A 13504-nucleotide genomic window follows, 5' to 3' on the forward strand; every position below is an offset into this window, starting at 1 on the left:
GTCCGGAGAGGTACACACTCTCCCGGGTTTCTTGCCGGTAAGAGGAGTCTTGGCGAGAATAAGAGAACCACGGGGAATGGCGAAAACCGTTTAAAGGCCGCTCGCGTTTTTACAGGAATAGGGAAAACGTGTTACAGTGAACGTGGAGACTAGGGAAAAGGAGAATGCAGAATGAAACGCAAAAGAGCCGATCGGCCAAACTGGCGGCGGGTAAAAAAGCTGGGCTACGATGAAAAACGGGTCGAATCCCCGGAGTTCACGGGTTATGCTGTCCGCCTGACATTGGATGAGGTGCATGAGCCGGCGTATATGACGGTGGGCGGAAAGCGCCTCTGCGTAGGGGACAAAGGGTATTGCTACCTGCAGTATTTCCCGAACGGCTGCGGCTACGCCGTGACCAAAATGCTGGATGGCCAAGGCAGAACCATTCAATGGTACATCGACATTTGCAAGCAGCACGGCAAGGACGAACAGGGGTATTTGTTTTACGATGACCTTTATCTGGACATCGTGGTGCTGCCGAACGGCGACGTATTTTTGCTGGATGAGGACGAGCTGGAAGATGCCTTGAAGCGAGGGGCCGTCGATGAAGCGGAGTATCGGTTTGCTTGCCGGACGGCGGACGACCTGCTGGAAAAATACAGGGCTGGCCAGAGAGAATGGTTCGACTTTCCGAATCCGTGGAAATAGGTCTTTACAGGCAAGAGGAAGAGCTCCTATAATGCGAGTATAGGAAAGTGAGTAATCACTCGCTTTTTGGTGAAGCGTGGCTTTCAACATCTTTTTCACCACACACGGGAATACCGGGCGGCAGTACGCGTTTTTGGTGGATAGGATGTTTTTTTATTCAGCTAAAAATGAGTGAGTACTCACTATTAAAATGAGGTGATCAAATGTTTCGCACTCTGAAGATTTCTTTGCTCGCTGTTTCGCTTCTGTTTTTCTCTGGCTGCTCTATGTTTCAGCCCGCTGAACGGCCGCTCTCTGGCACGATTGAAGCGGAAGAGTTGCCAATCGTGACGGAAGCAAGCGGGCTGATTCAAAGCGTCAAGGCTGAGGAAGGAGATCCCGTTCAGCAAGGCGGGGTGCTGGCGGAAATCGACAAGCGGACCTATGAGGCGGCGGTAAACGAAGCCGAGGCGGCCAAAGCGCAGGCGCAGGCCAAATTGGATGAGGCGAAAGCCGGAAGCCGGGACCCGTCCATCCAAAAAGGAATCTCCCAGGTTCAGCAGGCAGATGCGGCGATTGCCCTGCAGGAAGCTCGTGCCAGACAGGCTCAGGCCACCCTGGCTCAAAGCAATGAACAGGTTGCCCAGGTAGAAATGCAATGGGAGGGCGCCAGGAGAACGCTGGCCTTTCAGGAAAACCGCTTGAAGGAAGCGGCCGCCCTGTTTGAACGGGGGGCCATCGCGAAAAAGGAATACGAGGCTGCACAGGAAGCGGTCAACCAGGCGCAGACACAGGTAAACCAATTGGCGGCACAGCTTACGGCAGCCCGCTCGCGCCGCGACTCTGCCCAGCAGGACATCGCGGCGGCGATCGCCCAAAAGGGAACGGCGGAGGCCCAGAGAAAGGGAGCAGTGGCTGATCTGGAGCTTTTGAAAGAGGGAAGCACCAACTACTCGATCCGAGCTTTGCTTGCCGCCGTGCAGCAGGCGGAGGCTCGTCTGGATCAGGCGAAACTGCAGCTGGAAAAAACCGAGATCAAAGCGCCCGCAGACGGTATTCTGCTTCGGACTTCCATAACGGAGGGAGAGGTTGCGAAACAGGGAGCGACACTGTTTACGATGATGAAGACCGATCATCTGAAGCTGAAGGTATTCATCCCGGAAGCGGAATTGTCGAAGGTAAAGGTCGGGGAAAAGGCATTGATCCGGGTGGACGCTTATCCCGACGAAGCGTTTGCGGGCCGGATTCAGTCGATTTCCGATAAGGCGGAATTCACGCCGAAAAACGTTCAGACCCCGGATGAGCGGACCAAGCAAGTGTTTGCCGTCACCATTCATATTGCCGAGGGGTTGGATAAGCTGAGGCCGGGCATGCCCGCCGATGTCCGCTTTCTCGCTGAGGGGGAAGAGCGATGAGCAGGGCGATGCACGACATTCAGCCGCATGACGCCGCGATCCGCTGCGAGCAGCTGACCAAGCGTTTCCAGGAGCGCATCGCCGTCAACAGCCTGACCCTGTCCGTGCCCAAAGGCTCCATCTACGGCTTTCTCGGCCCGAATGGATCGGGAAAATCGACCACGATCCGGATGCTGTGCGGATTGCTGACCCCCACCTCGGGCCAGGGGACCGTCCTCGGCTACGACGTGATGACGCAAAGCGAGGAGATCAAGCAGCGCATCGGCTACATGTCGCAAAAGTTCAGCCTTTATGAAGATTTGAGCGTAGAAGAGAATCTAGACTTTTATGCCGGCGTATACCAGCTGGGAAAAGCGGAGCGAACCCGGCGAAAAGCGGAGCTGATCGAAATGGCCGGGCTCACCGGACGGGAAAAACAGCTGGCCGGCTCGCTTTCCGGAGGCTGGAAACAGCGGCTGGCGCTCTCCTGCGCGCTTTTACACCGGCCTGAACTGCTCATCCTCGACGAACCGACCGCAGGGGTCGACCCGGTTTCCCGCCGGATCTTTTGGGAGGTCATTCACGAGCTGGCGGGCCAGGGGATGACGATCCTGGTAACGACCCACTACATGGACGAGGCGCAGACATGCGACTGGATCGGGTTTATTTTCTTCGGGAATCTGCTCGTCCAAGGATCGCCGTCTGAGCTGATCGAACATCACGGGGCGGACAATCTGGAGGACGTGTTCATCAAGCTGGTAAAAGAGGAAGAGGCCCGGCAGGCGGCGGGGCAAAAGGACGGAGGAACAGGCAGCAAAAGCTTTCTCGTTCCGGAAAAGGGGGAGGGGAAATGAGCCGCTTTTCGCTAGCGCGTTACTGGTCCGTCGTGAAAAAAGAGATTATTCAGGTAAAACGCGACCGACCCAGTCTCGCCATCGCTCTGGTCATGCCGCTGATGATGCTGTTTTTATTCGGGTATGCCGTCAATACAGACGTAAATGACATCAGGACGGCTGTCTGGGATCAGAGCCCTTCCGCCTACAGCCGTGAGCTTGTCAGCCAATTGGAAAACACCCGCGTATTCAAGGTGGTCGCGCATGCGGGAAGCTACAGCGAGCTCGAAGCGATGCTGGACGACGGAAGCGCCAGCGTAGCGCTCGTCATACCGCCGGATTACGACCGAAAGCGGGATCGGGGGGAGATGGCGGAGGTGCAGATGCTGATCGATGGCTCCGATCCGAACATCGCCCGGACGGCTTCCTCCAATGCCCAGCTGATCGTGCAGCACAACGCGCTCGCGATACAGGAGGAGCGCATGCAAAAGCAGGGCTTCGGCCCGCTGGAGCCGGCTCTGGAGCTGGATACACGCGTCCTGTTCAATCCAAATATGGAGAGCATCGTTTTCAACATCCCCGGGCTGATCGGCTTGATCATGCAGAACGTGACGATGATCCTGACCGCGTTTTCTCTCGTCCGGGAGAAAGAGCGGGGGACGATGGAGCAATTGATCGTGACGCCGATCCGTCCGCTCGAGCTGTTGCTCGGCAAAATCACGCCTTACGTCTTCATCGGATTTTTCTCGTTTTGCCTGGTGCTTTTGCTCGGCACCACCTGGTTCGGCGTTCCGGTAAAAGGCAGCGTTCCGCTTCTGGTTTCCCTATCGGTGCTGTTTCTCGTCACAACCTTGACACTAGGCATCTTCATCTCTACGGTGGCCCGCACTCAACTGCAGGCGATGCAGCTGGCCTTCGCCTTTATTCTCCCGAGCGTCCTTTTGTCCGGCTTCATGTTTCCGCGCGAGACGATGCCAGTCGTGATACAATGGTTAGGCGGGATTGTCCCGCTGACGTATTTTTTGGAAATCCTGCGGGGAATTTTTCTCAAAGGCGTCGGTCTGGAAGCGCTATGGCGGGACACGATGGGAATGGCCGTCTTTTTCCTCTTGATCATCAGCGTAGCCATTCTTCGTTTCCGCAAAAAAATAGAGTGAGCTAAAAACGTGAATGCAACGATAGAGAAGGATGGAGGAGCGAGGACGTGGATTCTGGCAAATCTTTTGAAGAGAGTTTGTTGCAATTTGTCGAAGAGCTGAAGGATGAAAGCGAGATGACCGAAAAGCAGCGGAGCATCATGCAGGCGGCGATCAAGCTGTTTGCGACCAAAGGCTTTCACGCAAGCTCGACAGCGGAGATTGCCAAGGAGGCGGGAGTGGCGGAGGGCACTATTTTCCGCCATTACAAGTCCAAGAAAGACATTTTGCTGGCAGTGGTGGCGCCTGTCCTGGTCAAGATTGCCGCTCCGTTCATCCTCCGCGATGTCAGGGAGATTTTCAACAGGCAGAAAGAGCTTTCGTTTGGCGAGATCATCCGGGAGCTGTATCAAAACCGTTTAAACCTGGTGGCGGCCAATGAAAAGCATGTCCGCATTTTGCTGCAGGAGGCTTTTTTTCACGATGAGATTCGCGAAACCCTGCTGTCCACCGTCTTTCAGGAGATCAAACGGCTTGCCGCACAACTGATCAAGGACCGGACCCGGGCAGGGGAGCTGCGGCCGCTCCCGTCCGATGCGGTGTTCAGGGCGATTCTCTCGTCGATGATCGGTTTGGTGCTGTTCAAGCATGTGACCGATCCGGACGAGTTTGCCAAGCGTACGGACGAAGAGCAGGTCGCCGCTACAGTGGATATTTTGCTGTATGGCATCGCCAACCGGCCATGACGGTTGTTCCTCATCCTTTTTCGTTGAGGATGTAGCGGAGCGTCCGTTTGGAAATGCCCAGCCTTTCGCTGAGCGCCTGCCGGTTTCCGCCCGTTTCTTCCAAGCCTTTCAGGATGATGTGGCGACCGACCTCTGCCTCCAGCCTGCGAATTCGTTCCATCAGCCGTTCAAAATGAATGTCGTCTACCGACCCGATCCGGTCGACGACGCTCTCGACAAACCGGATCGCTTCCTGCTCCACAAAATGGTGGACGGGGAGCGGTCCGTTCGCGTTTTCAAGGGTATCAAGCGAGCTACGGACGATATGTTGGGGCAGATGTTCCGGCAAAAGGACAGGGCTGTCGTGTATGGCGGCCGTCTGGTTGACCACATTGAGCAGTTGTCTTACGTTTCCCGGCCAGCGATAGGCTGTGAGCAGATCCATCGCTTCCCGATCGACCCGGCGCGTGCCGCCGTACTTTTTCTCCAGGTGATCCTCGACGATCGCCGGAATGTCCCCGGGACGCTCCCGCAGCGGCGGGATGGACAGCTTTACCCCCTCCAGCCGGTACAGCAAATCGGCTCGGTACCGGTTTTTTTCCACTTCCTGCTCAAGACTCCGGTTCGTCGCCGAGATGAACCGGATGTTGCTCTTCAAGGTCTGCTCTCCGCCGATGCGCATGAACTCGCCCGTTTCGATTACGCGGAGCAGCTTTACCTGGATGGAGAGGGGAGCCTCTCCGATCTCGTCGAGAAACAGGGTGCCGTTGTGGGCCAGCTCGAAAAAGCCTTTCCGTCCCTTTACGGCGCCTGTGAACGCCCCTTTTTCATGTCCGAACAATTCGCTTTCCAACAGCGTTTCCGGGATCGCGCCGCAGTTTATGCCGACAAAGGGGAAGGCAGACCGCGTGCTTGCGCCGTGGAGAAAACGGGCCATCAGCTCTTTTCCGGTGCCGGTCTCGCCTTCGATTAAAATATTGATCGCTTTTTTGGCCAGCTTTTCCGCGAGCGTCATTACTTTCGCCATCGGACTTGTCTGCGCGTAGATCATGCCGAAGTGGCGGGCGGTGCGGGAGAGCTCGTCGGACTGCTTGGAGCTTTGCTCCAGGACGGAAAGGATGGCCGCCTCCAGGCTGTCCAGATCGTCAAAGGGCTTTTCCAGGTAATCCTTGGCGCCGAGCTGCATGGCCGCAACGGCTGATTTGATCGTGCTGTAGCCTGTCATCACCATGGCCTCGCATGCGGGAAAACGTTTTTTGATGGCGGTCAAAAGCTCCAGTCCGTTGGTGTCGGGCAGCTTCAGATCAATCAGCGCCAGGTGAAAGCCGGAAGCGGCGCGGTCAGCGAGCAAAAGCTCCACTTCTTTTCCGGAGTGGGCGACGGTCACCTCGCAGTTTTTCGCCTTGAGAAAATACGTGAAAAAGGAAGTCACTTCTACTTCGTCGTCAATGATGAGTACACTCTTCTTATTCACCGTCATTCTCCTCGCAAGATGTGGTTGGCAATAACAAGGTGAACCGGCTGAACACCCCGGCCTCGCTTTCGGCGATCAGCTTCCCGTCGTGGGATTCGGCGATGCCGAGACTGACGGACAGTCCGAGGCCGGTTCCCTTGGCCTGTTCCTTGGTCGTGAAAAAGGGGTGAAAAATTTGCGGAAGATGTTCTTTTTCGATGCCGACGCCGTTGTCGTGAACGGACAAGCCGACATACGGGCCTTCCGCCAATACGGTTTGGAAGGTCTCGATGGTGATCGCTGGCGACGGAACGCCTTGAAGGGCATCGCGGGCATTGAGCAGGAGATTGATGATGATCTGTTCGATCTGGTGCCGGCTGCCCCGGAAAAGCAACGGCGTATCCGCACGCTTCTTGGCAATTTTCACTCCGGAGACGGTAAGCTGGTAGCCGATCAGGCCGAGAACATCGTCGATGAGGTCGTCCATGTTCAGCCGTTCGAAAGGGTATTCCTCCTGTCGCGAAAAGGTTAACAGATTCTGGATGATCTTTTTCGAGCGGACGCCGCATTGGTAAATATCGTTCATCATCTGCGAATAAGGCTCTGTCTTGATCTCTCTCATCAACAGCTGAATGTTTCCGAGGATCGCTGTCAGCGGGCTGTTTAATTCGTGAGCCACCCCGGCCGCCATTTCCCCGATCGCCGCCATTTTGGCTGACTGGACAAGCTGGGCCTCGATCTTTACTTTTTCGCTCACATCCTTGAACAGGATCATGTTTTCCACGGAGACGCCGACGTGCTCCGCGATCTGCTGGAATAAGGCCAGGTGCTCGGCGCCATTTTCACCGGGCTTGTCATGCAGCAGCGTGAGAAAGCCGAAGACGCGTTGCAGCCTGCTTTGCAGAGAGATGGAAGTCACATGGCTGTCGGGATGCTCGGTTTGCACCAGAGCGTTGAGCTGCTCGGCGCTGAGGGGCGTTTTTTGCTGGAGCGGACGGGTAACCGTGCGGCAGTGCCAGCTGTTCTCTCCCCGCTGCGCGATGTGAGAGAATATCGTCGCTTTCTCGACCAGCGTGAGGATAAACTGGTCAAACGGGATCAGCCGGGAAAGCTGTTCCGCCAAATAAAGGCTCACCTCCGTCCAGTCGGCGTCTACCTGGATTTTCGTCAGGCGATTGATGACCTCGAGCTGGCGGTTTTTCTTTTTCATCTCGTCGACGACGAGGTTAAGCTCCTTGTAGTACGTTTTGCGCGAGGATTCCACGCCGGTCAGCTTTTCAAGGATTTCCCTTTTATGATGCATACGTCCTCCTACATGGCTTTCTGGAACAGCGCCTTGACGTCATCGACGCTCATGTCGCGGGGATTGGTGGCCATGCACACGTCCTGTACGGCGTTGCGGCTCAAAATGTCGATATGCTCGGGCTCAAGGCCCAATTCGGACAAGGTGACGGGGATTTGCAAATCTCCGGTGAGATTCGTAACAGCTTTCATCATCAGCCGCGAAGCGTCGTGGAGGCTGAGTCCCTCTACCTTTTCGCCCATCGCTTCCGCCATCCTCCGGTATTTTTCCGGAGCGGCGATGTTATTGTATTCCAGCACATAGGGGAGCAATATCGCGTTTACCTCGCCGTGCGGAGTATCCAGTAGGCCCCCGAGCTGATGCGACATGGCGTGAACGGCGCCGAGAATCGCGTTGGAAAAGGCGATCCCGGCTTGCAGGCTGGCCATCGCCATCGCCTGCTTGGCTTCGAGATTGTACTGACTGGCTACGGAAGGCCGCAAATGTTGGGAAATAATCCGCATCGCCGAGAGGGAGAGCACCTCGGTGAGCGGTGTAGCGGCCAGCGAAATATAAGACTCGATGGCGTGAGTCAGGGCGTCGATGCCGGTGTTGGCCGTCAGCCGCCCGTCCTTTGTCATCAGCGTCTGCGGATCGATGATCGCGATGTCGGGAATCAGCGACTTGGAGATGATGGCCATTTTCACCATGCGGGCAGAGTCGACGATGATTGAAAATTGCGAAACCTCGGACCCGGACCCGGCTGTTGTCGGGAGCATCACCATGGGCGGCAGGGGCCGCTCGATCTTGTCCACGCCTTCGTATTGAAGAATGCTGCCTTCGTTTGTGCCGAGCAAGGCAATCGCTTTGGCGGCATCCATCGCGCTGCCTCCGCCAACTCCGACGATGGCGTTGCATTCGCGGGCGCGGTATTCGGCTGCGCCGGCGTGAACCTCGTAATCTTTCGGATTGGGGGTGACGTGGGTCCAGAGATGGTAGTCCAGGCCGCTCTCTTTCAAATATTTGATAGCCTGCTCTGCCCACCCGGCGGAAACGACCCCCGGGTCGCTGACGAGAAAGACCTTTCTGGCGCCCAAGCGGCTCAAGCTGTCTCCGATCTGGGTGATCGACCGGTTGCCAAAGATGATTTCCGGAGTGGCGAACTTGGATATTTGCATCGGAACCCCCCTTTGTTTTCCTGCTTGCATCGTTTTTTATTTATTGTAATATGGTATGTAATCGCTTCCAAGGACAAATCGTCGGCCAATGTGCCGCTATTTTGTCCCGGAGGTCAAATTTTCGGCAGCACCAGTCATAATTTAGTCTGAAGATTGGTATTATTTAGAACTGGCATGTTCGTTGCATGAAGAATACTCCAGAGTGGCTCACTCAATTCACAAGGGGGGATTCTTCATGAAAGCAGCAGTCGTCAATCAATTTCATGAAAAATTGGAAGTGAAGGAAGTGCCAGTTCCGGAAATTGGTCCAGGGGAGGTGCTGGTAAGGATCAAAGCGTGCGGCGTCTGCCATACCGATCTGCACGCAGCTCATGGGGACTGGCCCGTAAAGCCGAAGCTGCCCGTCATTCCCGGTCACGAGGGCGTCGGTGTCGTCGAAAAAGCGGGTGACGGAGTAACCTCCTTGAAGGTGGGAGACCGGGTAGGCATTCCCTGGCTGTACTCGGCCTGCGGCGAATGCGACTACTGCCTGACCGGCTGGGAAACGCTGTGCCAGAAACAGCAGAACGGGGGCTACTCGGTGGATGGCGGCTACGCGGAATACTGCAAGGCACCGGCGGCTTATGTGGCCAAAATCCCGGACGGCATCAGCGATGTGGATGCGGCTCCGATCCTGTGCGCTGGCGTCACGACGTACAAAGCGCTCAAGGTAGCCAACGTCAAGCCGGGCGAGTGGGTCGCGATCTACGGCATCGGAGGATTGGGCCATTTGGCGCTCCAGTACGCCAAAGCGATGGGCTACAACGTGGCGGCGGTAGACATTCACGATGAGAAGCTGGAGCTGGCCAAAGAACTGGGAGCCGATGTCACGGTGAACGGGGCCAAGGTCGATCCCGTTCAGGCGATTGCGGAAAGCATCGGGGGCGCGCACGCCGCCATCAGCGTTGCCGTTACCAAAAAAGCCTTCGAACAGGCGTACCGCTCCGTTCGGCGCGGGGGTTCCGTCGTCGTGGTCGGCCTGCCCAATGACGAGCTGCCGATCCCGATCTTTGACACGGTATTGAACGGCGTTTCGGTGAAGGGCTCCATTGTCGGTACGCGCAAGGACATGCAGGAGGCGCTCGATTTCGCCGCTCGCGGAAAAGTGAAGGCCATTATCGAGACACAGCCGCTCGACAAGATCAACGAAGTGTTTGACCGCATGGTAAAGGGACAAATCAACGGACGCGTCGTTCTGACGATGGAATAGCCAGAAAATTTCGGGAAGGGGAAATCAGGATGATCTATGCACAGCCGGGACAACCTGACAGCAAAGTGACGTTTCGCACCCGCTATGAAAACTATATCGGAGGAGAGTGGGTAGCTCCTGTTCAGGAGGAGTATTTTGAAAACGTTTCTCCGGTAAACGGAAAGGTGTTTTGCGAGGTGGCCCGGTCCCGGGCGAAAGACATTGAAAAGGCATTGGACGCCGCCCATGCCGCGAAAGCGTCGTGGGGGAGCACGTCTGTTGCGGAGCGGGCGCTCATCCTGAACCGGATCGCCGACCGGATGGAGGAAAATCTGGAGATGCTCGCTGTGGCCGAGACGTGGGACAACGGCAAGCCGATCCGCGAAACACTCAATGCCGACCTGCCTCTGGCGATCGACCACTTCCGTTACTTTGCCGGCGTGATCCGGGCGCAGGAAGGGACGATCAGCCAGATCGACAACGATACGGTCGCCTACCATTTCCATGAGCCGCTTGGTGTCGTCGGGCAGATCATCCCGTGGAATTTCCCGTTGCTGATGGCGACGTGGAAACTGGCTCCGGCGCTGGCGGCAGGCAACTGCGTCGTCCTGAAGCCGGCGGAGCAGACACCCGCCAGCATCATGGTGCTGATGGAGCTCATCGGGGACCTGCTGCCGCCAGGCGTGGTCAACGTGGTCAACGGGTTCGGCATCGAGGCCGGAAAGCCGCTCGCCTCAAACAAGCGAATCGCCAAGATCGCCTTTACCGGCGAAACCACCACCGGCCGTCTCATCATGCAGTACGCTTCGGAGAACATCATTCCCGTGACGCTGGAGCTGGGCGGCAAGTCTCCCAATATCTTTTTCAAAGACGTCTTTGACCAGCAGGACCCCTTTGCCGACAAGGCCCTGGAAGGCTTCACGATGTTCGCCCTCAATCAGGGCGAGGTGTGCACATGCCCGTCCCGCGCCCTCGTTCAGCAAAGCTTTTACGGCGAGTTCGTGGAGAGAGCCGTCGAGCGGACGAAACAAATCAAGCAGGGCAACCCGCTGGATACGGAGACGATGATCGGGGCCCAAGCCTCCAGCGATCAGCTGGAAAAGATTCTTTCCTACATCGATATCGGCAAGCAGGAAGGAGCGGAGGTGCTCACCGGAGGAGAGCGAAATGTGCTGGATGGCGATCTGGCGGACGGCTACTATGTGAAGCCGACGATCTTCGCCGGAAACAACAGCATGCGCATTTTCCAGGAGGAAATCTTCGGTCCGGTCGTGTCGGTCACTTCCTTTGCGGACTTTGACGACGCGCTGGCGATTGCCAACGACACGCTGTACGGGCTCGGAGCGGGCGTCTGGACTCGTGACATCAACAAGGCATACCGTCTCGGACGCGGCATCCAGGCAGGGCGCGTCTGGACCAACTGCTACCACGCGTACCCGGCCCACGCTGCCTTCGGCGGATACAAACAGTCGGGCATCGGCCGCGAAACGCACAAGATGATGCTCGGCCACTACCAGCAGACGAAAAACCTGCTGGTCAGCTACAGCCCGAATGCACTCGGATTTTTCTGATGGCTGCGGGCAGGCTTCGCACGCGGAGGAGAAAATGATGGTCCAAAAGGTTGTGGCGACTCCGGAAGCGCTGGTTTGGATCGACAAGCTGCGGGAGCAGCACGGTCCGCTCATGTTTCATCAATCGGGAGGCTGCTGCGATGGAAGCGCCCCGATGTGCTACCCTCAAGGAGAGTTCCGGGTGGGAGACCAGGACGTGCTCCTCGGGGAAATCGGCGGCTGCCCGTTCTACATCGGAGCCGCACAGTACGAATACTGGAAGCACACCCAGCTCATCATCGACGTCGTGACCGGCAGGGGCAGCGGCTTTTCTCTGGAAGCTCCCCACGGCGTCAGGTTCCTTACTCGTTCGCGTTGTTTTACGGAGGAGGAAGGGCAGGGGGGAGTGTAGCATAACCAATTCAATAGCATAGTTAGTCCGGCATGCTGACCCCGGGTACCCTAAACGAAAATAGGGTTCCCGGGTGTTTTTAAATTTCTAGATACTTTGATTGAACCATCTGCTGCTTAATCTCATCCGCAAATGCTTAACGCTCACAGTATTCTCTGTTAATCTACTAGAATTTAGGAATTATCCATGTCAGTGTAGCCGATTTCAGTTCTCCGAAACTTTCGAGGTAACTCTCATATTGGTCATATAATCAATTTTTGTACTATACAAGGTTGCAATTACATCATACGGGATCCCCTCACCTTATGCCTTAGACTCTATTTGCTTGGAGAAAGATATTCAAATTAAGTGATTAAAGCTCTTCATATAGGTTAATGGAGTTTAAACGAAATTATTGATAGACCCTGAGAGGTCTTAAGAAGTCACTCAAGTTATGGTAGTGCTTTGATAATGGTTTCGGCAAAAACTCAGCGACCTCTCCTCGGTAGGATACCGAAAAGAGATCGCCCGTAATGAATCATTTTTTTTTTCGTTGTATACTTCACAGGTTCTACCATAAGTGTATCTACGGAATAACCCCAAATATATAACGTTATCAGTTAAAATTAGGTTTCGCGATAAACTGTCATATGCCCCTTAACATTACCCAGAATTCTCAAGTAGTAATCGACACCATCATCCAAATCGTAAAAGTATTCATATTGTTTGCTTCCAACCCTCATTTCAACCTTATCAATTGTAATATAGTCGTTTACAAAATCTCTCCATGTTTCTATCGCGACATCGTACGTTTTATTAGTACCTGTGTTCGGTTGAGCATCTGACAGAATTCTAATAGAATTTAATGTACTAGAAGTGACGTTGATAACTTTTGGAATTTGGTAGTGGTTCTTTACGATATAATCGGCCTCGTATACAATTCGGCCATAAAATAGAAGCCCAATTCCACCTGATTGTTGCTGTAATTGCTCGTCTAACATGCGTTGGGACTCTTTAATGGGCAGGAATTTATGGCTTCCACTTTCTGGGCCATAAATTTTATCATAGTCTTTTGATGTCATAGGTGTCTTTTCTGAAGCAGCAAAGGTTGGGGAAAGCATACTAAAAACTAAACCAGCAGTCATTAAAAACTTTGCTATTTTTTTCAATAAAAGCACTCCTATTCACAAGTTTTTTAAATTATGGTAACATCTACATTATATAACACTGAATGGAAATTTACTACCAAAAATTGGGGGTATCTATGAAGAATTTTAGTCTGTTAGTTTGTCTGCTTCTCTTCATTCTTACAGGTTGTACAAGCTCTGAGGCATCAAAGGAGCCTGAAGTAGTGGTAAATCAGTACCTTGATGCGATTAAGAATCAAAGAATTGATGAAGCATATGGAATGATTACTGGAAGTGTACCAGAAAAAGAGAGTTTTAAGAGATCGGTTGAAAAAACTAGTGTTGTAGAATACAAAATACTTGACACAAGTAAAGAAAATGACCAATATACAGTCCAAGTGGAGATCATAATTAAAGGAAGCGGAGATAAACAAATTTCTAACAAAATTACTTATGATGTTGTGAACAGTGATAGTAAATGGAGTATTTTTTTCAAAGATAACAAAAACAAAAATACAAATAATGTTTCTTCTTAAGT

The 13504-nt window shown here is 54.2% G+C and carries 13 protein-coding genes; 9 read left to right on the forward strand and 4 right to left on the reverse strand.

From position 1 onward, the window contains the following. Nucleotides 1-171 precede the first annotated feature (171 nt). The 5 genes from Q3F21_RS21270 (at nt 172) to Q3F21_RS21290 (ending at nt 4778) form a co-directional block, all read left to right on the forward strand. Entirely contained in the window at nt 172-690 is a 519-nt protein-coding gene (locus Q3F21_RS21270) for a DUF402 domain-containing protein (protein WP_340257544.1), read from the forward strand. Between the two features lie 203 nt (nt 691-893). Continuing rightward, the gene (locus Q3F21_RS21275; RefSeq protein ID WP_340257546.1) at nt 894-2084 is read left to right on the forward strand and encodes an HlyD family secretion protein; all 1191 of its coding nucleotides are present in this window, start codon (nt 894-896) and stop codon (nt 2082-2084) included. After that, nucleotides 2081-2917, forward strand: coding sequence for an ABC transporter ATP-binding protein (locus Q3F21_RS21280; protein ID WP_340257548.1), 837 nt, complete (start codon nt 2081-2083; stop codon nt 2915-2917). Before Q3F21_RS21275 ends, Q3F21_RS21280 begins: the two co-directional genes overlap by 4 nt. After that, nucleotides 2914-4053: an ABC transporter permease gene (locus Q3F21_RS21285; protein WP_340257551.1), complete on the forward strand. Its 1140-nt coding sequence runs from the start codon at nt 2914-2916 to the stop codon at nt 4051-4053. The genes Q3F21_RS21280 and Q3F21_RS21285 overlap by 4 nt, the downstream gene beginning before the upstream one ends. Before the next feature lie 47 nt (nt 4054-4100). Next, nucleotides 4101-4778: a TetR/AcrR family transcriptional regulator gene (locus Q3F21_RS21290; protein ID WP_340257554.1), complete on the forward strand. Its 678-nt coding sequence runs from the start codon at nt 4101-4103 to the stop codon at nt 4776-4778. Nucleotides 4779-4788: 10 nt separating this feature from the next. On the opposite strand, the gene Q3F21_RS21295 is transcribed toward Q3F21_RS21290, so the two are convergent. Genes Q3F21_RS21295 through Q3F21_RS21305 form a run of 3 tightly spaced genes read right to left on the reverse strand, consistent with a single transcriptional unit; the run spans nt 4789 to nt 8670 of the window. After that, nucleotides 4789-6231: a sigma-54-dependent transcriptional regulator gene (locus Q3F21_RS21295; protein ID WP_340257557.1), complete on the reverse strand. Its 1443-nt coding sequence runs from the start codon at nt 6229-6231 to the stop codon at nt 4789-4791. Then, a complete protein-coding gene (locus tag Q3F21_RS21300) occupies nt 6224-7513 on the reverse strand; it encodes an ATP-binding protein (RefSeq protein WP_340257559.1) in 1290 nt (429 codons plus the stop codon). Before Q3F21_RS21300 ends, Q3F21_RS21295 begins: the two co-directional genes overlap by 8 nt. Before the next feature lie 8 nt (nt 7514-7521). Next, nucleotides 7522-8670 carry an iron-containing alcohol dehydrogenase gene (locus Q3F21_RS21305; RefSeq protein WP_340257562.1) on the reverse strand — a complete coding sequence of 383 codons (1149 nt, stop codon included), beginning with the start codon at nt 8668-8670 and terminating at the stop codon, nt 7522-7524. 235 nt (nt 8671-8905) lie between these two features. On the opposite strand from Q3F21_RS21305, the gene adhP reads away from it, so the two are divergent. The 3 genes from adhP to Q3F21_RS21320 are packed head-to-tail and all read left to right on the forward strand — an operon-like array spanning nt 8906 to nt 11860. Beyond that, on the forward strand, nt 8906-9919 hold the full coding sequence (adhP, locus tag Q3F21_RS21310) for an alcohol dehydrogenase AdhP (protein WP_340257564.1): 1014 nt from the start codon (nt 8906-8908) through the stop codon (nt 9917-9919). A gap of 29 nt (nt 9920-9948) precedes the next feature. Further along, a complete protein-coding gene (gene adh / locus Q3F21_RS21315) occupies nt 9949-11469 on the forward strand; it encodes an aldehyde dehydrogenase (RefSeq protein ID WP_340257567.1) in 1521 nt (506 codons plus the stop codon). A 37-nt stretch (nt 11470-11506) separates the two neighbouring features. Beyond that, nucleotides 11507-11860, forward strand: a complete 354-nt coding sequence (locus tag Q3F21_RS21320; protein WP_340257673.1) for a DUF779 domain-containing protein — start codon at nt 11507-11509, stop codon at nt 11858-11860. Nucleotides 11861-12465: 605 nt separating this feature from the next. Here Q3F21_RS21320 and Q3F21_RS21325 read toward each other — a convergent pair. After that, nucleotides 12466-13008 carry a hypothetical protein gene (locus Q3F21_RS21325; RefSeq protein ID WP_340257569.1) on the reverse strand — a complete coding sequence of 181 codons (543 nt, stop codon included), beginning with the start codon at nt 13006-13008 and terminating at the stop codon, nt 12466-12468. Nucleotides 13009-13190: 182 nt separating this feature from the next. On the opposite strand from Q3F21_RS21325, the gene Q3F21_RS21330 reads away from it, so the two are divergent. Beyond that, nucleotides 13191-13502 carry a hypothetical protein gene (locus Q3F21_RS21330; protein ID WP_340257571.1) on the forward strand — a complete coding sequence of 104 codons (312 nt, stop codon included), beginning with the start codon at nt 13191-13193 and terminating at the stop codon, nt 13500-13502. Nucleotides 13503-13504: the final 2 nt, after the last annotated feature.

Origin of the sequence: Brevibacillus borstelensis (assembly GCF_037834415.1) — a bacterium.
GTDB classification, from domain to species: Bacteria; Bacillota; Bacilli; order Brevibacillales; family Brevibacillaceae; genus Brevibacillus; species Brevibacillus borstelensis_A.